A 23,311-nucleotide genomic window follows, 5' to 3' on the forward strand; every position below is an offset into this window, starting at 1 on the left:
ACCGCGATATGCAAGGCGAAATCACGTGCTCAAATCGCAGAAGAATCCCGTCGGGCCGATTTGAGGCCGTAGAAAATACCTCGACGAGTTCGAGAATTGCTCTTCGACTGCTAAAATTGCTCGACGGCGGGGTAACGGGGATAATATCGGACGTATCTGAATTTCTCTGGGTTGCTCCTTCACCTGTTCTGAGCCCCTCGAGGTACTCCCAGTGCAGCACTTCGAATCAGAAACACCCCTGTTTCCCCCGATCCCGGGCGTGTTAGCAGCTGAAAATTGCGCGACGGGGATTCAGTAGGATCAGATTCTACTATTTAACGGAATCGTTACAATTCATTGGTTGTGGTGAATTGCAGATGACATGCTGAATAAAAGACGCACCCCCGCAGAAGACCCCCTCGGAATAGATGAATCGAATCGGTCGGTACAGAGACCTTAGGATGAACGAGAAGCCTTCGAAAGTAACCTTCTCGCAATCCTCGAAACCATTATCGAATAGCCAAACAAGTAACTCAGCGACAGATTGGACAAACGCCATCCCGATCCTCCTCCACTGCAAAGCGGAAGGAACATTCACCGCAGATAACCTCCTCAGTCATCACATCCAGCTGCCAGGATGGGATATGAGTACCGCCAAAATCTACACTTCCTGTCTCTACCTCGAAATCGAGTAGGCCGCCGCCATCCAGATCATCAAAGGCCTCTGAGAAGACCTCCTCCGTGACATCAGATGCTAATTGGAGGGTTTCATCACGTCCAATAGCCTCCCAGTATGCCCGTTGCTCACCAGTCAAGAAACGGTCCAAGCGATCGATGAACCTGCAGTACGGACACCGCAGATTCAGGTAACATTGGTCCTCAACAGTCGGGAGATGAACCCTGAATTTTCCTTCACAGCGAGGGCATTGACGCCCCGTCATTCCATCCTCACTTCTCGGCAAGGCGAGTGTGATCGGCTTACTAACCATTGACTTGCTCACCTTGCTCCCAGGCCGCCTGGAAGGTCTCCATCGTCGACTCCAAGTTCACAGGCCTGACCTCGCTGACCGTATGCTGAGTCTCTCCTGCATCTTTGAACGACTGATCCCACGTCCATCCCTCGATCTCATCCCTCACGAGATACCTGGCATGGAACAGTCGGGCTTCGAAGTCGTAGTACTCGACATACCGGACATCGACCTCGCCGGATCTGTCTTCCGAAAAGTCAGCTACCAAGTCGCGGTACTCGCTTTCATCATCGAACGCTCTCTCCGATGTAAGAATTTCAATATTGACCGTGTCCGGAACTCCCTCCAAAAGATCGTAGGCAGGTTCTTTGAAGTACCAATCGACGATAGTAATCTTCTCTTGGGCGACCTCGACTACGCTCTGGAACAGGTTTTGGGCCTTCTCGGGTTCATTTGGCCCTACCGAATGCTGTGTCCACCGTGTCAGCGGCTGCGTGTTCGGAATGGAAGTTCCATCTTCAACGTGTAGTTCGTACTTATTCCGACCTCTCCCCGTGATTTCGACTCCACGGTACGTGGCCTCAGGCCTAGATCCTACAGCTGCATCAACGAGCTCCTTCATATCCAAGTATCCAATTGCGGGAAGGATTCGGTCCTCATCGACATCCAATTCTTCAGCTATCTCCTCGCTGGAGAGCTTGACCGACCGGAACGGATGTTCGCGGTCAGACTCGTACAGCAGCCCAAGTATGTCGTACCGGATCTCGTCCTCTAAGACAGTCTCGTAGCCGTCTTGATCCAGCTTCTCGATTCCATCCGCAGTTATTTCCAAACCGTATATTCCGCCCGTTGAGATATCGAAGTCGATCTGTCTCTCATCTCTCAAGCGGACAACATTGTAATTGATCTCGTTCTGGTCAACCTCGTCCAGTTTTCCGTAGAGGCCTTCTGTACCTGCCCTGTCGAGGACCGATTCCTCGAACTTGTCGTAGATGTACTTCAGGATCTCTCTACGGATTTTCCGATCGGATTCGTTCATTCTCTGGGTTAATAGTTCTCTCTGCGGAGATTGTTGACCGCGTACTGCAGTTCCTCGACATCGTCAGCGAGATCCTCAATGTCTTCTTCTATGCTACTGAATTTGCGTGGATAGACGTCCTGAATCTTGGCGAGGGGGGAAACCGGTTCCTTGTCCGAGTTCGTAAAGTAGACCGTGCCGATATCGGCGTCCTCGTACCCTATGACCTTCCATTCGATGAAATTTCTCCAACCGAGATCTTCCAGCTTCATCGCAATACGGGACTTGATCAATCCGTACGTCTCCTCGTCCACTTCTTCGAGTGCCTGCTCTTCGTCGACGCCGTCTAACAGGAACAGGGCATCCGCCTCGCCCTCGATAATGTGGTCTGTTATTTCTTCCAGTGTGAAGGCCTGCTCGTCATTGTGACGTAGAAAGTCAGTGACGTGGACTTCAAGCGGATCCAGTCGGCGGCCCTCCTTCCACTCTTCAGAATCTACGTCGATTGGCATACTCGAATAGACCGAGGATGGACTTATAAACCATTTCCCGTAAACATACTCAGGTGATGGCTGGAACGGCAACAGAGCTCCATATCTCCGGCGGGAATCATATCACTCTCCCTTCTCGAAGAAAAGACTCGGATGCAAATGATCTCACCCGGCTTGATGTCATCTTTGTCGAGGCACCCTTGGCGAAGAGGCCCGGAAAATTTGAGCACCTGGCGAACCTGATCATGGTCCCTCTACTGGTCGCAGCTCTCTACCTAATGCTGCTGGGCCAGAAATTGTTCAAGATCGCAGGCTTCCATGATTCTCATCTCGTATACGACTTGGCGGAGGAATACGACGCAGAGATCGTGGAGGTGGACATGGATCTTTTTGATGTAATCGATGAGTACCGGCTGCTGTGGATGCTGGTTCACCATGGCATCGTGATGTTGGCGATATTCGCTTTGCCGAAGGTCATCGTGACGTTTCAGTGGGTGCCAATCCCTGCGCTTGTCCCCTCTGTCTTTGTCGCCGCTGCTGTTCTGATATTCGGTGCTTTCGCCGCTGGGACGATGGCTGCCAGAGACATGAGGATGGCCTACGACATTAAGGAGTACAGCGAGGAGAACTCTGTTGAGGATGCATTGCTTGTTATCGGTGCTCTTCACCGTGCCGGGGTGAAGAAACGTCTCCAGGACTCCACGCAGGTTCAGATAGCTTGAGTCAGTCACAGGAATGGAAGCCGGTCTTTCAGCCAGTGATGTAGGTCAAGAACGAAAAAACGATAAAAAATCTGTAGTTCAGAACTGCTCAGTGGGCCCAGCTGACTCCTCGTCAACCTGCTCGTACATCTCATCCGGGAACGGAAGACTGCCCCAGATTGAGTAGGGACACTGGTCTTGGCCGATGCAGTAGCGCTGCAGATCGTCATTGTCGCAGTTCATTGGCAACGGCGTGTCGCCGTCGATGGTGTTCGAGAACTCGTAGCGGACCTGGTACTCGGTCTCTTGCTCGTCGTACCACGGCCACCGGGAGAAAACGTCCTTGAGGTCCGCGACGATTTCGTCGAGGCTGCTGTCCTGGTACTGCGGCAGCCACATCACCATCCGCGCGAAGTTGTAAAGGTCCTTCCGGACGGGCTTCTTCTCGTGTAGCCGCTCCTCCATATTCGCCATACACGGGAGTTCGAAGAGGTCCTCGATCTCCCGCACCTCGATCTGTTCGGCGCCGGCTCCGGCTCGCCCGATTCGATACGTATTGACGCGTCCGTCTCGGTCGATCGTGACAGCCGAGTGGGACTCGTGGTCGGCCAGCGTCTTCGCGAGACTACTCGGACTCGAGACCCAATCCGTCATAGAGGATTCCCACTCATCCTCGGCCTCATACGACTCGACCGCTCGAAAGAGTTCCTTCGCCGTGTGGAACTCACCCTTTTGTGCGACGTCCTCGGGCGCGTCACTCAGGGCCCGCCGGAGGACGCGGATCGTCCGCTCCCCACGGTCCCAGTTCCGCCAGATACGCTCGTGATGGCCGGTCTCGAGGAAGCGGTCGATCCGCTCCGTGATCGCTGACTCGTTCGTGGTCAGCCACGTTAGCTGGTCGTCGGAGAGCCCGTCTTCTTGCACCCGCAAGAGTTTCTTGAACGCCCGCTCGGCGTAGTCGCGATACTTGTTGTCGAAATCACCGACCGGAACGTACAGGTTGTTATCTTTCACTCGCGTCAGTATATCCCTGCCGTTGTCAGCCCCTGCCGCCGCCTCGTCCTCCCGAACGAGGCATTTTCGTGACGCCGCCACCATCGGGATTTCGAGGTAGAGGCCATCCCCGAACTCCGGCATCTCTGTGATGCCCGTACAAACTCGTCCGGGATGTGGGCCATCCTCACCGGGTTCCTTGCTGTACAGCACGTCGGCGATGTCCTGCTGGAGTGACCCATCGCCGTGGGCGCGGATGAGGGAGGCGAGATTGTTGACGTACAGCTCTCGGATGTCGTAGAGCACCTGGATGTTCCGGGGCGACGCGTGTTCGAACTTCGAGTGCTCTTTTACACAGATAGCACTCAGAGTCGCGAGCACAGCGAGTGTTCCCGGCTCGTCGACGAACGGCTCTTCGGCGGCGTCGGCACGAACCTGCTCTTTGAACGCCGCCGTCCCGAACCGCTCGATGTCGTTCACGAGGTCCTCGGGTTGGTCCTCGCCGTCGACGACGTATCGGTTGTAGCCACGCGTAAACAGCTGGTTGATGCGGGTCTCACCGTACTCCAGCGGGAGTGCCGCAATTCGATACGCCATGTCCTCGTCGTCGGTGGGGGTATTCGGACTCATTCGTCGATCACCTCGGGAGTTGCCGACCGAACGTCGAACGCCGGACTCTCGATAGGTTGGACGATACTACAGACATCGGCGTGCAGCGAGTAGGGCAAGCGGGCGACACGTCGGCGGTCGGCGGTCACGACGGGGTCGAGCGGGATGTCGTACGTGTCGAGGAGGAGGTCGTTCAACACCTCACGGCTCTGCTCGTCGTATCGGTGCGCCGGATCAGTATCCAGCAGGTAGACATGGACACCTTGCCCGCTGTACACGACCATCGTCTCCTCGGCGTCGAAATCGTCCTCGAAGATGTCGCGCACCTCGAACCCGTACTCAATGGCGCGGTCGACGTCTTCGAAGGCGTACGGATACCCCTCAGGAGCGGCCTCGAGGATTCCTGCGGCATCGAGTAGTATATCGTCGTCCCGATCGTCGACCTCCTTCGAGACCATCTCGTCCGCTCGGTCTCGGGCGATCTCTTTCGCATCGATGTCGACCAGGAGGACCCAGGGCCGTTCCCAGTGATCCAGCGCGTAGTAGACGGCGTCGGGCCGTGGGTCCGGCTGCTCCAGCACCTCCGGGTCAGCGAGTGCGAACTTGTTTCGACCGAGCGGGTCGTTGCGAGCCGGGTGACGAATGAACTCAACGACATCCTCGAAGTCGTCGAACTCGGGCGTCGTTCGGTCCCCCGACGCATCTGTTTGCCACGTATCCCGCCGGATGAAGTCCTTGTCAGGGACGTCGTCTTTGCGAACCGGATGCGGATCTCGAAAAGCGATGGCGTACTGTTTCGGGCCGGTCGCTGTGATGAACTCGGGAAGGGTATCGATATATCGCGGAAACTCATCGGCGTAGTAGGCGTAAATCTCCTCACGAGTCGCCTGTCGCCACGTCATCGGTTGACCTCCTGGTCAAGATTTTTGAAGCTCCGAACAGTGGCCATGCCTGCTACATCGAAGTCCGCAACAGCATCTCGGATTGTCGAGAATGACCGTGCGTCACGTCCGCTGACGCTCTCCTCAATCCGCTCCCCGTCGGCCAGACGGTCCAGCACTTCAACGGCCGTCTCGCGGTTGTTGAATGCCCAGATCGCGTCTGCGTCTGCCGAACGCAGCTTATCGTAATCGTCGACTGGCGCGTGGGTGTTGTTGCTCGGGAGTTCTGCTTCCCCTACCCAGACGAGTTCACCACCCGCGTCAAAGCCGGCGACGTCGAACACGGTGTCGTCATCGTGTTCGTAGTACGGCTCGACGCGGGCGACGTCGTCCTGCTGCTGAAGCCATAACTCAAGGAGCCGGACCCCCACCTTGTGCGGCGTTTTCTCTCCAATATCCCCCAGTCCGGGACCCACCTGTAGCTTTTCGCCGAGGAGGTCGCGCCCCGCTGGAAGGACAGTGTAGTATTTGCGACCACAGGCCGAGGCTTCCTCAACGAGGTTCTGGTCGATAAGGCGTTGGAGATTCAGCTCCTCGAACTCGTCTCGAAGCGCACGCATCGAGTCAAGAAGCGTATACTCGCCGTCGTCCCTGTTCATCACGTCGAGGACGCGACTCAGGAAGCGGACGTCGTCTCGGCTGAGCCCGCGTTGTCGGAGTTCGTCATCGGGGACGGGCACGTTGCTTTCCTGGATAGGCGTTGGCCCGTTCTCCGGTTGCGCTGCTTGGTCGGTAGCTGGTTCCTCGTCCGTCTCGGGGGCCTGCCCGAACAGGGGGATCATCTCTGTCTCGTCTGCGTCTGGGTCGCTGTCCGTCGCGGGCTGTGTAGTCGCCGTCGACGCGTCCCTGGTCGTCGATTCGCTGATGAACGCGGATTGCGTCGGATCAGTCGCTGTATCGCCGTCGGCAGCCGAGCCCGTCGTGTCGGCTCCCGTACTACCCCAGCCAGTCTTCTCCGGAGCAGTTCTCGATTCAGCCGGCTCTGTCAGTCCGTACTGGGCCTGTGTGCGTTCGACCATCCGTGGTTGGGCCACGGACTCGAAATGGTCTTCTTGGGGCTCTGTGAGCGGCTGGTCGCTTTCTGGATGCCCCGGCGCAATCGGAAGGGGCTTCAGCGAAAATGGGGCGGGGCCGGTTTCCCCAAACGTCGGGCTCGGGAGCTGGGCGATCCACTCCCCGCTCGGGAGCGTGTTAATTCGGTTTCGGAGCTCAGTTGGGCTAAGGTCTTCGTGAGCGAGCGACTCAGCGAGGTCGCGCTCAATCGAGATGTTGCCAATGAGCTTCGTCTTGATGTTGTTAAGGACCTCGTCGTAGGCCCGCTCGCTTCGATTCCGCACCTGCCCGGGGAACTGCATCACGAGCCCCATGCTCAGGCCGAACGACCGCCCCTGTGGAAGCAGTTGTTCGGAGACTAGCTTCGTGGAAGCGACCGGGGCGGCCTCCTCGATGATGAGATTCGTTAGCTTCTCGTAGTCGGTTTGGCCGTCACGCCGGCGTACTTGGACGGCGTCCCAGAGGTTACTCAAGAGGAGCAGCGTGAGTGCTCGCTGTGCCTCCGGGCGGAGGTCTCCGAGGTCGAACAGGATGGTGGCGTCTTCATCGAGGAACTCGCGGAAGTCGAAGTGATTGTCCACGTACTCGCCAGCCTCGTTTTGCTCGGGGGTATGACTGAAGATCTGCCGAAGATGCGCGTCTTCTCTGAGTTTGTCGAGACGGTTTCCGACTGCGTCCATCGACACCTGGAACTGGTGGTCGTCCTTGGCGAAGTGGCGGGTCAACGATTCCTCGATGCTCTGGTTGTCGGCTGAGACGGGGGGAATCGTCTGGTCGCGTTGCATCCGGAGGGCGGCGTCGAAGAGGTCGTCCAGCCCGAACACGTCGCTTCCGTACTCCTCGTCGAAGAGTGCCTTGATCAGGTAGCTGAGAATCTCGTTCGCGACGAACGCCTGCCCGTACTGCCCGCGGCCCATGATCATCCGCATGATGTCGTGGAAGTGGTCGATCTTGTCTTGAATCGCATCCTCGCGGTTACGCCCACCTTCGAGCGCAGGCCGGATATCGAAGAAGGAGAACGCAGGGAGGGTCTCTGGGACGCGGAACTGATAGACGTCGTCTAACCCGTTGAAGCGTTCGTAGTGGCAGCGAAGGTAGTTCTCGCACATGCCGTCGCCTTTCGGATCGACGATGACGACGGGTCCGCCGGTCGTCTCTCGGAGAGACAGCGCGTCGTTGAGGATCGCCTTCGACTTCCCGCCGCCGGTCGATGCGAATCGACCGTAGTGCGTCGTCAACAGTTTCGGCGGAATGCGAATCGGGTCCGGTCGCGGCTCACCGTTCTCGTCGAGCGCGTATCCAATCGCCATCCCCTCCTGGAACTGTTGAACCAGGTCTGGATTAGGCCACGGAAGCGGGTTTCGGCTTTGCTGTTCAGCGCGGGTGCCGCGTGTTCCCTCTACTGTGAGCTGCTCGGATGATGGGACGAGCACGAAGTTCGCGAGTTCCGTTCCACTGAGAACGAAATCCGGCCGGGTCTTGCCTCGGCCAGTCGTAATCTCTCGATCAAGTAATCGCTGGAGGGCAGTCTGGGCGTTCTTCTCCTTTGTCTTTTCTCGAAAGCCGTCAGCACGGAGTCGGTCACCCTCGACCTCGTAGTAGGGGCCGTCGACCGGGTCGAACACGGGGCGAAGTGAGTTCATCTGGGCCGCGAGCTCGTCACGGGCCTCGTCATCGGTGGGAACCCCTACTGCTCTGATATTGGCAGTGAACGACCGCTTGGGATTCTTTGCATCGATGTATTGGATGCGCTTTGCGACGGACTCGCTGAGCTGTTTCTCGTTCTGATCGCTCTGCTGGTCTTCGACCTCGAGGAGAGAGCCAATGATTTCCTGGAAGAAGGTGTCTCGCCCGTCGACGAGGTCCTCTTTCCGGAGTTCAGCGTCGGACTGCCAGTTCGCCCGCCGCTGGAACACAACCTGAAACGCAACGGGTGACGCCGCGTCCGTCAGGTGGTCGACGAGTGACGCCAGAGGTGCGCCGGGCTGATCGACAGCCACTAAGGCATCGTCACCATCCCCGGAGACGAAGGGTGTCAACGACGTCATCCAGTCTTTCTTTCGGGTCGCTGAACCGGACCAGCGTACGCCAACCGGCGAGACTGCGTCGATGGTTGGCCGTGCTAGTATCGTCTCCTCGGTCGTCCCGGTCGGCTTTTCGAGTGTTGTAAGTGGCTTTTCGTCCGGTATTGCGCTCGGTGGTGCAAGCTCAAGGGCGGTATCCCCGACCTCGACGAAGTGACCAAAGGATGAATCGGCTATGGCACCACCATCTGTAAATGGGGAAGCCTCCGTCGATGACGTCTGGTCCTGGTCACGGCTCTCGCTCGCAAGCTCGTGCTGCTCGTCCTGATTAAATTCGTACTGCAGTTGCCCTGCTTCGTAGTGTTCGATGAATTCTGAACGAGTGAACTCGACTGGCTGGATGAGCCGAGAGATGACATCAACGTTGACGCGTTCGATGTCGAACGTCTCGGGATAGATCGAACGGAGGCGTTTTTCGAGTGTGTCGAGATGCTCGTCGGCACCGTAGAAGAACTCGACAGGGTCGTCCGCTCCCTCACTCAGGGCGAGGAATTCGAATTGGAGAGGTGTGTCACTATGGAGTGGGTTCAGCTTCTGCGCGATTCCGGTCGACCCTGCTGTCGTCAGTTTGTGCAGGCTTTCGAGGACCCGGGGGATTCCTTCGGGTTCAAGCTCTTCGGATGTTGGCGTGACGCGGAGATACTCACACATCGTCCTCTCCCTCCACTGAGCCACCGTCAGGTTTCGCAGAGACAGGGTCGGCTCCTTTTGACTGTCCGTTTGTCGCCTGCTGTTCTAGTTCCTCACGGAACTGCTGTACGTCTGTATCGACTGCTTCCTCACCAGCGCCGGGGAGGGAGGACCGTCGTTGCTCGGTCGGGTTGAAGTCGATAACCTGTTTTTCTTTGTCCATTGCTTGTACCTTGATGCCGCGCCATTCGCCGTCGACGCCGACGAGCGCCTCGGAGAATCCAGCGTCCTCGTTACCGGGAACCGCATCCTGCACATAGCGCATCTGTGCGTAATTCAGGCCGAACTCGTCGGCCCACTCCTCGTCCATCCCGTCGAGCCGATGGAACTGCTTGACGGCACACTGATCGAGGATGGCTTCGGCTTCGGCGTGTTCGAAGAATTCGTCGACAGTCTGAGTGACCAGTCGAATCGAGAGATCGTGATGCCGGTGGTGCCGGAACACCGTCTCGAGGAACGACAGGCTCGCGGCGTCCTGCATGATGTACCGCGCCTCGTCGATATAGAATACGACTTCCTTTTCGGTCTCTTTCGCCCGTTCGTACACGAGCGAGATGAGCAACTGCATCGTCAGTGCCGTACTGCTGTCGACGCTGCCTTCCTGCTGGGCGAGATCGAGGTAGATGACCTTCTCGTCGCGGATGTCGAACTCCGAGGACTTCCCGAGATTGGCGTGGCGACCATCGTCCTCGAAGGGGCGAAGCTGGTCCAAAAGCCACGTCGCGTCCTCGCGGATCTTTTCGGCCTCCTCGTCAGAACGAACGACGAATTCCTCGGGGTCGTCGACCATGTCCTCGAAGACGTCCATCATGTCACGGATGGTCGGGCTGGGGTTGCTGTGCGTCGAGATGTCGTCGGTGATATCGTTGCGCCTGTAGGCGCGCTTCAGGCCGAGTTCGAGCGTCGTCCGACGGTCACCGAGCGAGATACCGCGCAGAGCAAAGAAGTTCGTCAGGAAGCTCATCGCGTCGTCGAGCTTCTCGTTGAACGGGCTCGCGTCCTCGCCCATCGCCCGCTGGACGTGTTCGGGTGTCTGGCGAATCTCCAGGGGATTCAGACCGAGCGTCCCGCCGACAGTGATGCGTTTCGCATTGAGGGCTTCGGAGACGCCTGCCCAGTTGTTGAGCGGTTCGAGGATGATGCCGATGCGGTCCTTGCTCTGTTCGATCGAGCGGATGAAGTTCTGCTTCGAGCTGAACGACTTCCCCGAGCCGGTGTCGCCGACGGTGAACATCGCGTACCCGTTGTCACGGGCAAACGGGTCGATGACGACAGGACTCTGGTTGTCCTTGTGAATCCCGAACTCGACCCCGCCCTCTTCGAGGATGGTGGCATTGTGCGGTGACGAGAGAAGTGCGCCAACGGCTCCACCGAGGGCGATGGATTCGCGACCAAACACGTTGTCTCCGATGGGAGCAGCCGACTGCAACGCGAGGTCCTGCCGACAGATTGCGGTCTTTGGAGTGAGATTCGCAGGGTCGTCACGAAGTGCGCTCTTGACCTTCTGAACCGAGTCCCTGAGGTCGTCCTTGTCGTCGGCGCGAACCGTGACGAACATTCCCTGGTCGAAGACGTTCGCGCCGCTCTCGACGGCCTTGTAGGTCGCAGCGGCTTCGTTTGCTCGCTCCTGGAGGTACGCACTGCGGACGCTTTGTTCCAGATCGGCGTCGACCTGGAGGTCGTCAGCTATGTCCTGCAGTTCATTCCGCGCTCGCTGCTGGTTCTTCGGCGTGATGTGGGCTGTGAGGTCAAATTCGACGTCGGTCAGCTCGAAGAGGTCGCTCAGATAGCCGTCGTTGGGGTAGTCGGCGTAGTCTGCGATGTGGAGCGTCGTCGTCCACTGCTCGCCAACGCGTGCAGCTCGTGTCCCCCATTCGACGGCTGCTGGCGCAGTCACCGTCTTGTGGGACTCGGAGATGTCGTCGAGAAGTTGGCCTTCTGCGTGACCCTGCTCAAGTGTCTCCTCGTCGAGGACGTCCGAGAAATCGACTTTGGGTTCGTCGTCGGCGGTGTGCCGGTCCCAGAGGAGTTTACCGGCAATCCCGAGGATCACAACCAACAGGAGGTAAATCGCTGCACCTTCGGATGATGTTGGGTTCAGTAGCCACTCTGTGAGCTGAGTGAAGGTCCCACCACCCGCCTGTAGAACGACCTTATGCATTGGTCTCATCCTCCCGGCGCGAGTGGCCGATGATCGGTTGCTCTCGAATGACGCGCTCTGCGTCGTCGTAGTCGTGCTCCCGTCCGTTCCAGAAGTCCATGTTCAGGACGAACAGTTCGACCGTGCTGAGCCGGCGAGCGGACCAGCCGGATGCTTGTTGGATGAACTCGGCGCGAACGTCGTTGATGCGACTGTCGAGCTTCTCGAACATCTGCCCACGGCGCTCGACATCGGTGAGGTCCTCACGACGTGTCACGAACGGGTTGAACAGGAATCCGATGACGGGGAACTGTGTGAGTTTCTCAGCAGGTGTCCCTTCGTCTCGGTATCGGTCATAGACGTCAAGCGGGGTCACCTCGACGCCGATGTAGTAGCGAACTTGCTGGATACCTCGGTCACGCATCTCTTTGGGACGCGTCTCGCGATACTCCTCAAGGAGTTCCCGGAAGATCGGGTTCTGCGTGACGTCTTCGTCGCCAAGTCGGTCCTCGATAGTCTCGGTGATCTGCTCGACCGGGAATGAGCGGGTTGTCGCGTGGAATTTGAGCTTCGAGTCGAGTTCCTTGTTGGCGAACTCTTCGCCCGCGTTCTGGAGCTGGGCCCAGTCGTTGGACATCGCGAAGTCCATGTTCCCCGGGTCGATCTCAATGAACGCCTCCATCGTGCCGTCCGTCCGTTGGATCGCGCCAGCACCGGGCCACGCTCGCTCGATATTCGTGAGGTCCTGCGTTCGCTCGTCGGGCTTGAATGGCGTGTAGTTTGCGAGCCCGCCCTCGTTTCGCTCTGTCTCGTTCGTGGTACTATCTGCTTCCTCTGGGGCACTGAACGTGACTCGCGGGCGCTTGACGTATCGATAGACGTCCTTCGTCCACGTCCACGCGTTCAGGTGGTCGGGAGAGACGTAGATGACTGCAACACCGAATCCGAGTCCACCAGCTACGAACGGGAGGGCAAGCGATTCGATGCCGGTGAGGCTCGCGATGAAGAGCCCAATGATCGGGAAGGCGATGAGCACGCCGACGTCCCCTTCCTCGATGTTGAGGTAGGGGATGCGACTCTCCTCGCCAAATTGGTTCATGATACGCCGCGCTGCCGCGTCTGGATCTATAGACATTAGTGAATACCTCGATCGTACTCCATTCCGCGTTTGTCACTCGATGCGTCTGCTGTGGCCCCACCGGGGTCATTCTCGGTTCGGCGGTACGAGGGGGTTCTGTCCTCAGTTCCGTGCCCGCCTCGAGCAGCAGCTTTCTGTGCTATGGCTTGGCCGGCTGCTGCTTTCGGTCCCCACCGTGCTGCTGTCGTCGCGACACCAGCACCGCCAACGTAGGCGCCAGCCGCGACCCCACCGATGAGAGCAGCACCTTTGGTTGCACCTCCGACAACTCTGGCTGTCAGCGGCGTCGCGTACTTGAACGTCTTCCAGGTGATGTAGAGGGCAACCAGCGGGAGGGAAGCAGCGACGAGGAACTTGAGGAATGCAGTCTGTGGTGTGAGGGTTCCCCCGCCGTATATCAGATCATATCCTTTGAACACCATTGCTGCTGGAAGTGGCAGGACAGCTAAAGGGACGAACCGTTTGGCAAATCCCATTGAGATATCGGAAATGACGGGCAGATTTCCATAGGCGAGGGCGAACGCAATCGGCATCCCGTACAGGTAGACGTAGAGTAAAATCATGCGAATGTAGAAGAGAGCCTCCAAAGCCCACATTGAGACACCTCCGAAGAAGGCGAACAATAGTCCCAGTCCAGGATTGGTAATGGAGACACCTATGAACCGTAACATTGCCGCAGATACTGAGGAGAGGTCAGGCATCAGGGCGATAGTGAACCCATCAACTAGAAACAGCGTGATAGTGCCAATCCAGTACCATGTGATTATTAGGAATGCACCGACCCATGCAGTCTTCTTGGTTTTTCGGGCTTCGTAGGCACTTCCCACATTGAATATTCGAATTGTGTGGCGTCCTTGTGCGCTCATTACGAGCAATAAGAGAGATATGAGCATGATTTCGCCACCAACCAGTCCGTCTCGAATAGCTGGCCAAGGCGCGTTGCTCGGCTCACCAAAAATAAATGTACCATTCGTCTCTGGCGTGGGTGTTCCAAACATCCCCTCAGTCAGGGTTCGATACCCTGACCGGAGCCCATCCATGAATAAACCGATAACCCACTCAATGATATCTTTGAATCCTTCCAATACGACATCTATCAGATCAACCATCGTCAGGCCCCCGTGATCGTGACCTCACAATCACTCATCTTATCAGATCCAGAATACTCAACATCGAACTCTTTCGTAACTACGTTCCCTCCAACCCTTGTCTCAACGTGGGCTGTGAATTGTCCGCTGTTGCCCTCAGGAGAGCACCCCATTCCTTTCTCAGACTCTGAGCCAAAGGGGAACGAGTTGCTGAAGAGATCTACTGTTTCTCCTGGTGCAACAGCCACTTGCTCTGTTTCGAACATTCCGCTCCCTCGGGGATCTTCAATGGGATTGGGGACATCTCCAGAGAATACTAGTTCAACAATCGAATTCGGGCCTGTCCCAGTATTTGTTACAGTAACGAACGCTTCACCGTTCTTTAAGCGGTCCGTCTCAGTGTCACCGTAGACCTCGTCCCACGGCTTGTCAGGATTATTCCGATAGAGTCCAACATCCTGAATCTGAACCTCCGGTACAATATCCGTGGTGCTCTCTGTGACTGTTTCCTCGCCTTTCAGTGCGATTACGCGGTACTCACCAGGCTCGTATGCGGTTCCAATCTCGAACGAGACCTGTTGAGCCCCTGCGGCCACGTCACGTGTTCCGAAAAGCTCTCCGTTCGGCTGGATGAGGTTGACCTGATCGACATCAGCGTTAGGCGAAAGTTCGACAACGAGCGTGGTCGCTTCAACAGCGACTTGTTGTAGCGGTCCTTGACCGTCTGGAGAGCCAGTTCCGTCACCGGACGTGTCAGAGTCTCCATCGGTGTTCAGACAACCTGCAACGCTTACAAGCGCGGCACCTGTGGCTGTTCGGAGGACGTTTCGTCTACTGATGTGCGGGTTATTTCTTGTCATGGGTTTCGTTGGAAGAGGTCTTCTGGACCGAGCATTCTGAGGAGACGATGTCCAGCGTAGAACATCACGAAGAACGGGATAAACTGCCAGAAGATCTCGAAGAGGAACGCGAACCAGCCGTCGATGGTCCCGAGTGGATGCCAACGGGCAGTCGCCGTATCACTCACGTATGCTGGATTATGTCCGAGCCACGATCCGGGGTGATATCGAGCTGTGTAGATCCCCGGGTCGTCGACGGTTACAATGGCTACCCCGGACGCATTGGTCTCGACCTGCTGGCCGGCAATGGTGATGTATCCGTTGCGGGTGGTTCCCCCAATGGGATACCAGCGACTGCTATCGTCGAGGATGATAGGTGCGCCAGTTTCGTTGTCACGGAGTTCAATTCTGAGTGTGGCCTGTGACTGGTTCTGTTTCAGAGCCTCCGCCGTAAGGGTACTACGACGAAGCTGTCGTTCAGAACCCGCGGCAGGCTCAACGATCGAAGCGTTGACTCCTCGAACGATACCTGCAACGTGGAGAGCATCCCGATCAACAGCCTCGGCTCGAACGGCAACACCGTACGTCGTCTCGTAGGACTGGTTTACGACCTCGATGTTGACGTTGTCACCGATGGTTTCCACTGGGGAGGGTCGGTCAGTTCCCCACGTGTCGACAATCTCCGGGCCGTCTCGGACAGGTTCTGCACGCGGTCCGATCCGGGATGGATATGCGTGGACGTACACAGGGATGGCGTCGGACTCAACTTCGGTGCTAGCTGTACGGTTGGACCGAACGAGTGCATCCCAGCTGGTGTCTCGGGCAGTGTAGAATCGCCAGACACCACGAACGTTTGCATCACCTTCCTCAGTGAGAGTATACCCTTGCCAAGGCCGAGACTGGAAGATGGCAACGCCGGAATCACCGTTCGGATACTCGGCGTAATAGGAGGACGCAGAGAGGTCGTAGATCTCGACGTCGATTGAGTCCGAGACGTTTCGCGTCTCCTCACGGTAGACGACGTCGACGTCGGTTCCGTTGACTACATCGTTCCGTATCGTCTTTTTCAATCGAACGTGGATCTCCGCTTCGAGTGTGAGGTTAGCGCTCCAGTCATCGTCCAGCTGGTAGTCGATGACCGGCGTGTGCGACCCCTTGGTCCTCGCAATAGTCTCCTCGTCTTTCTTCAGGCGTACTTCCTTGATCTCGTGTTCCGTGAGCGACCACTCGACGGTCCTGTTCCCGGAGGAACTCCCGTTTGGCACGCGGACGCGATAATCGACAAGTCCGCGCATCGTCCCATTCGGGGCGATATAGAGTGGGGTGTCACCGGATTCGAGGTGGCCACGGGTCGACGGCTGAAGGGCAAACATAGTCGCATGGGCATCCTTGATGAACACACCGTCGTCAAGCGACGCGTGAGGTGGATGCACAGACGTATCTGAACCTCCGGCTTTGAGGTCCTCGAAGTCATTTCGAGTCCACGTTGCGGCAGTCGCGGGCGGCCGCTTGAACGTAATATCCGTCCCGTTCGCAAGCTGGTGGATCGACGTCCGCTCGTCACCGTAGCGCTGACGGTACTCTTCTTGGCTGATGTAATTGTCTGCGTCACGCGACCAGAGCGTCGCCGACTCGTTCTCGGTGAGTCCATTTCCTTCTGTCCCCGGCCGCGGTGGGCTTGCTGTGACGATACCTGTGACTAAGCTTGTCACGAACAGGACGGCCATGAGCACGGAGCGTTCTCGTTGTTCCATGAGGGCTCGCAACGGGGATCGTGAAGTGGCTTACCAGGGGACGAGGTCGACACACTGTGCCAGCGGGAGGCCCATCATCGATCCGGCGACTGTGTACAGCGGGCCGAGGACAACGAGGACGATGGTGGACTTCATCGCTGAGCGCTTATGACGCTTGAGCCCCTTCTTCTGCTCGGGATTGAGGGTGAACATCTCGATTAGAGAGTCCGCCTGCCAAACGACGGCGAGACCAACAATTCCCAGCCCGGTTGTTAGCTGGAAGAACCCCTCAATCATTCCAGGGAGTTTGTCTGCGCTGCAAACTGCGCTCTGTGACGTCTGTTGAGCTAGCGCTGGCTCAACTGCCATGAGTGAGAGTATTGCAATGGTGAAGGGGAATTTTAGCCCAGCAGTACTCTGTATCGTGATTTTCGACTTTTCTTGTGGGGAGTTGGTATCTGATTCTTGCATACGTAACTGTGGTTGGCTGTTCCACCACCCGATCGATTGCGGGGATGTCGCGGGGACGTGGAATCAGCGTTCAGTTCTACCACAGACAGACCAGGTATATGAATTTGAACATACGAACGTATTTTTTGGTGTCTGATTGTATTTTCTAGCGTCCGATAGAATGTTTAGGGAACTAATCGGAAGTTATATACATCTGTTCGGATGAGGGTGAAAATATCCATATGTATCGAGAAGTTAATTGGGCAGTACCTGCTGACCCATACATTCTCGAAGAACTAGGAAAGTATGAGGGCTGGCACACGGCAAAGAATCTTGAAATCAACACTGACTTCAGCCGACAGTGGATTTCCCAGCGCTGCCCGGTGTTTGTTGATCATAATCTTGCTGAGCGTCATGAGGAGGACCCCGCGTACCGCCTCACTGATTTTGGCGAACAGGTTCTCGCTGGCGACGTTGAATACAAGGAACTCAACGATACAGAGGATTAATTCGTTCCAAATAGATTGATTAGCGTGATTCTCGCTCTTAGTTGAGACTGGAAGGGATTCTCGGCCACAGATAATTAACCAACAAGGTAGTTGTAGAGTAGATAATTGTTGGTTAACTTGTCTAACTCTCTGCCGACGTTGTCTCCCAGGATTGAGAGATTTTCCCGCCCTCGACCCAGTAGTCGGCATCGCCTTCTAGGATAACCTCGATTCCATTCTCGAATTCGAAGGCGGCCCTTGTCCCAACTTTGAGTGATTTCACACCGAAGGGAAAATTCGTGAACTTCGTGGTTTACGACACCGGATTTTAGGTTGGTGTTTGGCTCAGGGGTTGGGTAAGCGACTACGACTCAAATTTGATTCCCAACGAGTAAAGCAGGGATATGATTTCGAGTGTGTTCTCAGAGCGAATCTCGGACTAAATCGTCGAACTCGATCAATATCTGTTCGGGGACAAACTGTTCGAAGGTCACCCACCCATCCGGGAATCCAATTGTCACTCGCGGATGCAGGGGTTCGCCATGTTCTATCGAACGGACGTCAGTCGGGACGGTGACGAGTCCCGTCGCCGTCTCGAGTTCCGTATCACCACGCCGGAGTAGGTCCTCCACGATTGCATCGGTACGAACGTCGGCTACGGTGTCAGTTTCTGATTCTTTTGACCGGATCTCGATTTCTCGAGAATTGTCTCGAGGGTTCGTATTCCTCAGGCGGAGCGTCGAATACCCATCGACGCAGGTGTCCTCAAACCGTCCCCGGAATCCGGTGTCATGGAAGGAAATTCGGGTAGCATCATCCAGTTCGAGATAACTCAGCACGGCCTGCACGGTCACGTCTGCGGTGCCGTCGTCGGATGCCCGAACGGCAAGAAGCTGTGTTCTCGGCTTGAACGTCGCGACGGTCGTCGGCCGGTTTTCCTTCGAGATCGTCAGTTGCGTCTGTGACCCGGTGTCGGGAACATTGCAGACGACGTAGATGCGGTCGTGGTCCCTGACGGCGGTCTGGACCTCGGGTCCATACGCGCCAGGAGAACCTACATCATCGACTCGACCGGTCGCTCCGTCAGGAGAGACATGGCGCAAACCGTCGACATGGTAATAGTAGACCGTACGGGCACCCGCAAAACGAAGCTGTGACGCGGCTCGTCGGAGTTCGATCCGGGAGAGTTCGTCGAGTATCTCAACGAAGTTGCTGTCCTCGACGTCTATAGAGATATCTGCTGCTTGGAGCACGCGGCGGCGGGCAGCCTGTGAGGGTAGATTTCGGATGAGTTCCTGTGGTGATGCGTCGTTCTTCGTAGGATCTATGGGTAGGTCCATTTCTCTGATTTCTAGTAATTCGCCAGACTCTATTCCTCTTCGCTACTACTGACGTACCGATCGATGAGGGTTTTCCTGATCAGTTCCTCGCGTTTCTCGGTGAATTCCGTATAGTTCTCGGGCGACATCTCCACATCTTCCGGATAGAGATTGTCATCACGGTAGCGTCGCTGTTCTCCGTCGGATAGATCATCAAGCCATTGTAGAGGCCACTGCGTATCCTTTTCGCTGTTGTTCACTCTATGATGTAGTAGTTGGAGATTCCCAAGTCTGTGGATATCTATATCGTCTCCAACGGCGGCTTCGACTGCGTCAGCACGACTAGCCGGGAAGATATGGTCCACCTCGTAGTCGCTTATATTCCTGTCCCCGTATACTCCATCAAGGAGACCGAGAACTGCGGCAACATTCCGACTGGTAAACGTGACCGTCCCAGCAGCATTGGGATTGTACTTCGCGTGATCGACTACGCGTTCGATGTCTTCCCGAGCGGGGCTGACTCCAAGCGTGTCGAAGAGCTCAAGCGCAGGGAAGGACGAGAGTTCTCCCTTGTTTTCAGTCAGTACGGACATAGTGGTACGGGCCTTTGTTCGCCGAAGCAGTCCGTGACTCTCGTTCAGCAGCAGGAGAATCGCGAAGAACTTGAAGATATCATTGCGGATCTCTGCTGCCGTGTGATCGACGGATGGGTTCTCGTAGAAGAACTTCGCGAGAAGTGCAATGTGGCTCTTTGAGTCCATCGTATACTCGGAGAGTCCGATATCCAAAAGGCTCTGAAGCGAGAGTTCCATTGCCCTGGGGAACCACTCAAAGGGTGCAAAGGAATACGCGTCGGGACCGTCCATCCACTTAGTCCGCAATGTCTCCAAGTCTGAGTCGGAGAGATTATTGACAGACGATTTTCCGGCTAGATCGTCGTCGAGGAGCATATACGAATACCGCATAAAGAGGTCTCGGTCGATTTCGGTCTCGTACCCCGTGAACTCCCGTTTGAAGTCCTCAATCCAGTTTTCGACCTTCTGACGCGGATTGAACGGTCGGTCCTCCATATACGGCCACGTGCTCATCAGCTTAGACAGCATGAGCTGATACGGTCGGGGCTCTTCTCCTTGGATGTTGATACGCTGGAAAATCTCCTTGATGTGATGGTTGTCTTTCTTTATCGTCTCCACGGGGAGTTCGCTCTTCATCACATTATGATAGAATTCGTCCATAATCAACGAGGCGGAGTCCTTCAGCGCCTCACGTGTCTCTTCATCTGCCTCGATGGTTGTTGACCGAACTCGTTCCCGCGCTACTGCTCGCAGGTCGGATTGTTCCAAGAGGAGGCCATCGCTCGCGATTGCGTCAGGAAGCGGGAACCAGTAGCGATGTGTGCCTCCTCGGTTTTTGTAACCGAATTCGTTTTCGTCACCGAACAGACTCGAAGTCTTGAAGCTAAATTCGTAGTCACCAGATAGTCCATCCTGATCATGCTGAGGATGGCCGAAGAGGTTCACGCAGAGTTTCTTCTCGTCCCAGTAGCGGGATTCGTCTCTTGTCCTTCCGCTACCACCAGTGTACGTTGCAATACTTCCATATAACCCGATATAGAGCGAATTCAGGCGTTGCTGTCCGTCGATAATTAACGAATCGGCATCAGCATCATCAACGCCTTCGTTGTTCCGCGTGAATCCTTGGTCGGTAATCGGCCGAGGAACACGTCCATCGTCAGCGATGTAATTGGGGATGAACTTGTACGCGTAGTAGTCGTCTCTGGCACGACGGATGTCCCATTTTAGAAGGACTCCGATTGGATAGCCACGAATAAGCGAGTCGAAAAGCGTTTCTATCTGATTGGGTGACCAGACGAATTCTCGCTGGAGGCCCGGAAGGTAGACATCGGAGTTGATGTCTGCGAGGAGATCCTCTATTGTTTCGGACATACTTGTAGAGGGTGTTCTGCCTTTGTGAATATTTCCCTCTATGAGTCTCTGCGAAACTGGTCTCAGAGTCAGTTAATGTAACCCCATTCTAGAACCCGTCTCATGCAACTCCGATAACGAACCGCCCGTTCTAAGTCAATTAGTTCGAGTTCGGTGAAATTAGTCTTCATCCTTGGGATACATAAGTACTGTCTGATAGGTATTACGTCAATACATGAATGCCAATAGCCCAGGCGAATTAATACAGAAGATACGAGAGCAGTACTTGGATGAGTCGCCAGACCTAGTCCGGACTAGTCTACACGGCCATTCAAACGTCGTTCAGATGAACTTCGCATCGACGTATTTCCCGCTGGAATTCATCCAGAACGCCGATGACGAAGGAGCAAAGGCTGTTCGTTTTAGAGTACGTCAAATTGGCGATGATTGGTGCTTGGAGATTCTCAATGACGGGAGAGAATTCACTGATAGCACGCTTGATGGACAGAGAAAAAGAGGAAGAGAAAACGTCAAGGACGACGTCACAGGACTATGTGCAGCTGGCGTTTCACCGAAACACCCACGGGACCACATCGGATTCATCGGCGTCGGTTTCAAATCTATATTCGAGATCAGCCATTGTGTTGAGATCCACTCTGGCAAGTACCACTTTAAATTCGACCGGGAGCAAGCGAACAGATACGGTGAGGAAATCCCCTGGCGAGTCGTCCCCTGGTCTTGCGAGCCGGACGATAGAACGGACGTCCCAACCGAAATAGACGGTACTGAATATACGACGAGGTTCGTTGTTAGGCTCGATGAACGGGGTCGTGAACTACTTTCGGAACGAGTTAAAGACACACCCAAAGTACAAGGGACTACACAGTCAGTCCAGTCAGCGGGTTCTTGAGGAACTCGCTGAAGCCTTCAACTCGTGGTATGGCTCCGACGATGAACGAGACAATCCGCCCGGCTACCGCAAACGCAACTACTACGACGAAGAGGGTCGCCGCGTCCACGAAGAACACCCCCGTTCGACGGTAACGTGGAAACAGAACGGCATCCGCCATGACGCCAAGAACAACCGTGTCCGCCTCTCGAAGGGTGCGAACCACAAGGAACATCCGAAAGCGTGGGAGTACATCCTTGTCGAGTACGAGACACGCCCCGGCGTCACCGTCGAAAATCTGCAACAGGTTCGTGCTGTCTACGACCAATCGAAGGAGCAGTGGGAGTTGCACCTCGTCTGTAAGGATGACGTTGAGACACCCAACGACCCCGGCAACAAAACGGCGGGCATCGACCTCGGCATCAGCAACTTTGCCGCCGTCGCCTACAGCACCGAGGACGCCGACTTGTACCCCGGCAACCGCTTGAAACAGGACGGGTACTACTTCCCGAAGGAAATCGCCAAGTGCGACGACTCGGGTGGCAATAGGGCTACACGACTACATCACAAGTGGGCGGAGCGCCGTACCCACTTCTTCCACAATCTCGCCAAACACATCGTCCAACGATGTGTCGAGAAGGGTGTTGGCCAGGTTCACGTCGGTAACTTGGAAGGCGTCCGCGAGGACGAAGAAGGAGAGTCGAAGAACTGGGGTCGGCACGGAAATCTCGACTTGCACGGGTGGGCGTTCGACCGGTTCACCAACATTCTCGAATACAAGGCGAAAGTTGGGGGCATCGAGGTCGTGGAAGTATCCGAGCGTGACACGAGCAAGACGTGTTGCGTGTGCGGTCGGAAAGACGACAGCCAACGTGTCGAACGCGGCTTGTATGTATGTAAGTCGTGTGATGCGGCATTCAACGCTGACGTGAACGGGGCGGAGAACATCCGTCTCAACATCAACGATAAAAGTAACTCCAAGTCTTCCGGGCAGTTGTCCGGGGATAGGGGTACCGGCTGGTTGGCACAGCCAGCAGTCCACCTATACGACCTCTCCTGCGGATTCCAACCGCAGACAGAGGTGGTAGACTGCAAACCGTAATATCCCAACTTCGGGATTCCTCCGCCTTCAGGCGGAGGAGGATGTCAATAGGTGCCGTACACAGGCTAACCCTCCTCCACCGTTTCCGCCGTTTCCCGCGAGGACAGCTACGTGGTCAGGATTGCGCTTACGAATGCGTCCTGCGAGGTTCCGACCGGCGTTTTCCATCATCTGGAGCAGTTTTAGACCGATGTCATTGACGCCAACGCGGTCGATTTCACGCATCTCGTCCGCGGTAACCGCAGGGACGGGGACACCAGCCGTCGTCTTGAATGCAGATTCGCTCATTGGTTCGGTCACTTTCGGTAGTTTCAGCCCATACGGTCAAGAGCGTCCCGACGATTCTCGACAGGGATTTGAGCGTACTTTATTGTCGTAACCTCACTCTTAAGTCGAAATTAGGTCGTGCACGGCAGCAAACCCTAAACAAGAACCCAGCAGAAGACGCAATTCTATCATACAGATTGGGAAAAGCAGCCTACAATCTCTACAGACTATCTCCGTCCAATAGAGAATAGATCGGTTTCCCATTGAGACCGCTTCTGGAATTTCCGGAAACGAGCCCGCTAAGTTAAGTACCATCGTCCTGATACGGGTATCTGTGATAACTGATGCTCGCGTCCTCCGGACAGGGTTCGTCCCCCGCGAAGTCGAGCATCGCGACGCCGAAGTC

Annotated in this window: 18 protein-coding genes and 1 pseudogene; 4 read left to right on the top strand and 15 right to left on the bottom strand. The window is 56.0% G+C overall.

Translation table 11 applies throughout. From position 1 onward, the window contains the following. Positions 1 to 512: 512 nt before the first annotated feature. From ACQUQF_RS24975 to ACQUQF_RS24985, 3 genes are all read right to left on the bottom strand, one after another. On the bottom strand, positions 513 to 794 hold the full coding sequence (locus tag ACQUQF_RS24975) for a hypothetical protein (protein WP_188884103.1): 282 nt from the start codon (positions 792 to 794) through the stop codon (positions 513 to 515). A gap of 166 nt (positions 795 to 960) precedes the next feature. Further along, on the bottom strand, positions 961 to 1,986 hold the full coding sequence (locus ACQUQF_RS24980) for a hypothetical protein (protein ID WP_435182188.1): 1,026 nt from the start codon (positions 1,984 to 1,986) through the stop codon (positions 961 to 963). 8 nt (positions 1,987 to 1,994) lie between these two features. Beyond that, the gene (locus tag ACQUQF_RS24985) at positions 1,995 to 2,477 is read right to left on the bottom strand and encodes a hypothetical protein (protein WP_435182189.1); all 483 of its coding nucleotides are present in this window, start codon (positions 2,475 to 2,477) and stop codon (positions 1,995 to 1,997) included. Between the two features lie 56 nt (positions 2,478 to 2,533). Between ACQUQF_RS24985 and ACQUQF_RS24990 the strand changes: the two genes are divergently transcribed. Then, entirely contained in the window at positions 2,534 to 3,178 is a 645-nt protein-coding gene (locus ACQUQF_RS24990; RefSeq protein WP_435182190.1) for a hypothetical protein, read from the top strand. Between the two features lie 78 nt (positions 3,179 to 3,256). Here ACQUQF_RS24990 and ACQUQF_RS24995 read toward each other — a convergent pair whose 3' ends face one another. Genes ACQUQF_RS24995 through ACQUQF_RS25035 form a run of 9 tightly spaced genes read right to left on the bottom strand, consistent with a single transcriptional unit; the run spans position 3,257 to position 16,936 of the window. Continuing rightward, the gene (locus ACQUQF_RS24995; RefSeq protein ID WP_435182192.1) at positions 3,257 to 4,780 is read right to left on the bottom strand and encodes a primase-associated protein; all 1,524 of its coding nucleotides are present in this window, start codon (positions 4,778 to 4,780) and stop codon (positions 3,257 to 3,259) included. Next, positions 4,777 to 5,661, bottom strand: coding sequence for a DNA primase (locus ACQUQF_RS25000; protein WP_435182194.1), 885 nt, complete (start codon positions 5,659 to 5,661; stop codon positions 4,777 to 4,779). Before ACQUQF_RS25000 ends, ACQUQF_RS24995 begins: the two co-directional genes overlap by 4 nt. Continuing rightward, on the bottom strand, positions 5,658 to 9,488 hold the full coding sequence (locus ACQUQF_RS25005; protein ID WP_435182196.1) for an ATP-binding protein: 3,831 nt from the start codon (positions 9,486 to 9,488) through the stop codon (positions 5,658 to 5,660). Before ACQUQF_RS25005 ends, ACQUQF_RS25000 begins: the two co-directional genes overlap by 4 nt. Next, the gene (locus ACQUQF_RS25010; RefSeq protein WP_435182198.1) at positions 9,481 to 11,688 is read right to left on the bottom strand and encodes a VirB4 family type IV secretion system protein; all 2,208 of its coding nucleotides are present in this window, start codon (positions 11,686 to 11,688) and stop codon (positions 9,481 to 9,483) included. The genes ACQUQF_RS25005 and ACQUQF_RS25010 overlap by 8 nt, the downstream gene beginning before the upstream one ends. Then, entirely contained in the window at positions 11,681 to 12,802 is a 1,122-nt protein-coding gene (locus ACQUQF_RS25015; protein ID WP_435182199.1) for a hypothetical protein, read from the bottom strand. Before ACQUQF_RS25015 ends, ACQUQF_RS25010 begins: the two co-directional genes overlap by 8 nt. Next, positions 12,802 to 13,914, bottom strand: coding sequence for a hypothetical protein (locus ACQUQF_RS25020; protein ID WP_435182200.1), 1,113 nt, complete (start codon positions 13,912 to 13,914; stop codon positions 12,802 to 12,804). The genes ACQUQF_RS25015 and ACQUQF_RS25020 overlap by 1 nt, the downstream gene beginning before the upstream one ends. A 2-nt stretch (positions 13,915 to 13,916) precedes the next feature. Next, on the bottom strand, positions 13,917 to 14,753 hold the full coding sequence (locus ACQUQF_RS25025) for a hypothetical protein (protein ID WP_435182201.1): 837 nt from the start codon (positions 14,751 to 14,753) through the stop codon (positions 13,917 to 13,919). Next, positions 14,750 to 16,486 (bottom strand): hypothetical protein, encoded by a 1,737-nt coding sequence (locus ACQUQF_RS25030; RefSeq protein ID WP_435182203.1) that lies wholly within the window; start codon positions 16,484 to 16,486, stop codon positions 14,750 to 14,752. Before ACQUQF_RS25030 ends, ACQUQF_RS25025 begins: the two co-directional genes overlap by 4 nt. A 30-nt stretch (positions 16,487 to 16,516) precedes the next feature. After that, positions 16,517 to 16,936 carry a hypothetical protein gene (locus tag ACQUQF_RS25035; protein WP_435182204.1) on the bottom strand — a complete coding sequence of 140 codons (420 nt, stop codon included), beginning with the start codon at positions 16,934 to 16,936 and terminating at the stop codon, positions 16,517 to 16,519. 221 nt (positions 16,937 to 17,157) lie between these two features. Between ACQUQF_RS25035 and ACQUQF_RS25040 the strand changes: the two genes are divergently transcribed. Beyond that, the gene (locus ACQUQF_RS25040) at positions 17,158 to 17,424 is read left to right on the top strand and encodes a hypothetical protein (protein WP_435182205.1); all 267 of its coding nucleotides are present in this window, start codon (positions 17,158 to 17,160) and stop codon (positions 17,422 to 17,424) included. A 401-nt stretch (positions 17,425 to 17,825) separates the two neighbouring features. On the opposite strand, the gene ACQUQF_RS25045 is transcribed toward ACQUQF_RS25040, so the two are convergent. Then, positions 17,826 to 18,743 (bottom strand): hypothetical protein, encoded by a 918-nt coding sequence (locus ACQUQF_RS25045; protein WP_435182206.1) that lies wholly within the window; start codon positions 18,741 to 18,743, stop codon positions 17,826 to 17,828. Positions 18,744 to 18,772: 29 nt separating this feature from the next. Continuing rightward, positions 18,773 to 20,668 carry a DUF262 domain-containing protein gene (locus ACQUQF_RS25050; RefSeq protein WP_435182207.1) on the bottom strand — a complete coding sequence of 632 codons (1,896 nt, stop codon included), beginning with the start codon at positions 20,666 to 20,668 and terminating at the stop codon, positions 18,773 to 18,775. A gap of 214 nt (positions 20,669 to 20,882) precedes the next feature. Here ACQUQF_RS25050 and ACQUQF_RS25055 point away from each other — a divergent pair, with 214 nt between their 5' ends. Both ACQUQF_RS25055 and ACQUQF_RS25060 read left to right on the top strand, forming a co-directional pair. Beyond that, positions 20,883 to 21,557: a hypothetical protein gene (locus ACQUQF_RS25055; protein ID WP_435182208.1), complete on the top strand. Its 675-nt coding sequence runs from the start codon at positions 20,883 to 20,885 to the stop codon at positions 21,555 to 21,557. Continuing rightward, a pseudogene (locus ACQUQF_RS25060) lies at positions 21,490 to 22,638 on the top strand (RNA-guided endonuclease InsQ/TnpB family protein); the annotation flags it as partial. The gene ACQUQF_RS25055 and the pseudogene ACQUQF_RS25060, both read left to right, overlap by 68 nt. A gap of 27 nt (positions 22,639 to 22,665) precedes the next feature. On the opposite strand, the gene ACQUQF_RS25065 reads toward ACQUQF_RS25060, so the two are convergent. Next, entirely contained in the window at positions 22,666 to 22,926 is a 261-nt protein-coding gene (locus tag ACQUQF_RS25065; protein WP_435182210.1) for an NAD(P)H-hydrate epimerase, read from the bottom strand. Positions 22,927 to 23,311 lie beyond the last annotated feature (385 nt).

Origin of the sequence: Halorussus sp. AFM4 (assembly GCF_051194995.1) — an archaeon.
Lineage (GTDB): Archaea > Halobacteriota > Halobacteria > Halobacteriales > Haladaptataceae > Halorussus.

Excerpts from the sequence above, each read along its gene's own strand:
- ACQUQF_RS24980 (WP_435182188.1), bottom strand. The coding sequence starts at position 1,986 with ATGAACGAATCCGATCGGAAAATCCGTAGAGAGATCCTGAAGTACATC.
- ACQUQF_RS24985 (WP_435182189.1), bottom strand. The coding sequence starts at position 2,477 with ATGCCAATCGACGTAGATTCTGAAGAGTGGAAGGAGGGCCGCCGACTG.
- ACQUQF_RS24990 (WP_435182190.1), top strand. The coding sequence starts at position 2,534 with ATGGCTGGAACGGCAACAGAGCTCCATATCTCCGGCGGGAATCATATC.
- ACQUQF_RS24995 (WP_435182192.1), bottom strand. The coding sequence starts at position 4,780 with ATGAGTCCGAATACCCCCACCGACGACGAGGACATGGCGTATCGAATT.
- ACQUQF_RS25000 (WP_435182194.1), bottom strand. The coding sequence starts at position 5,661 with ATGACGTGGCGACAGGCGACTCGTGAGGAGATTTACGCCTACTACGCC.
- ACQUQF_RS25005 (WP_435182196.1), bottom strand. The coding sequence starts at position 9,488 with ATGTGTGAGTATCTCCGCGTCACGCCAACATCCGAAGAGCTTGAACCC.
- ACQUQF_RS25010 (WP_435182198.1), bottom strand. The coding sequence starts at position 11,688 with ATGCATAAGGTCGTTCTACAGGCGGGTGGTGGGACCTTCACTCAGCTC.
- ACQUQF_RS25015 (WP_435182199.1), bottom strand. The coding sequence starts at position 12,802 with ATGTCTATAGATCCAGACGCGGCAGCGCGGCGTATCATGAACCAATTT.
- ACQUQF_RS25020 (WP_435182200.1), bottom strand. The coding sequence starts at position 13,914 with ATGGTTGATCTGATAGATGTCGTATTGGAAGGATTCAAAGATATCATT.
- ACQUQF_RS25025 (WP_435182201.1), bottom strand. The coding sequence starts at position 14,753 with ATGACAAGAAATAACCCGCACATCAGTAGACGAAACGTCCTCCGAACA.
- ACQUQF_RS25030 (WP_435182203.1), bottom strand. The coding sequence starts at position 16,486 with ATGGAACAACGAGAACGCTCCGTGCTCATGGCCGTCCTGTTCGTGACA.
- ACQUQF_RS25035 (WP_435182204.1), bottom strand. The coding sequence starts at position 16,936 with ATGCAAGAATCAGATACCAACTCCCCACAAGAAAAGTCGAAAATCACG.
- ACQUQF_RS25040 (WP_435182205.1), top strand. The coding sequence starts at position 17,158 with ATGTATCGAGAAGTTAATTGGGCAGTACCTGCTGACCCATACATTCTC.
- ACQUQF_RS25045 (WP_435182206.1), bottom strand. The coding sequence starts at position 18,743 with ATGGACCTACCCATAGATCCTACGAAGAACGACGCATCACCACAGGAA.
- ACQUQF_RS25050 (WP_435182207.1), bottom strand. The coding sequence starts at position 20,668 with ATGTCCGAAACAATAGAGGATCTCCTCGCAGACATCAACTCCGATGTC.
- ACQUQF_RS25055 (WP_435182208.1), top strand. The coding sequence starts at position 20,883 with ATGAATGCCAATAGCCCAGGCGAATTAATACAGAAGATACGAGAGCAG.
- ACQUQF_RS25065 (WP_435182210.1), bottom strand. The coding sequence starts at position 22,926 with ATGAGCGAATCTGCATTCAAGACGACGGCTGGTGTCCCCGTCCCTGCG.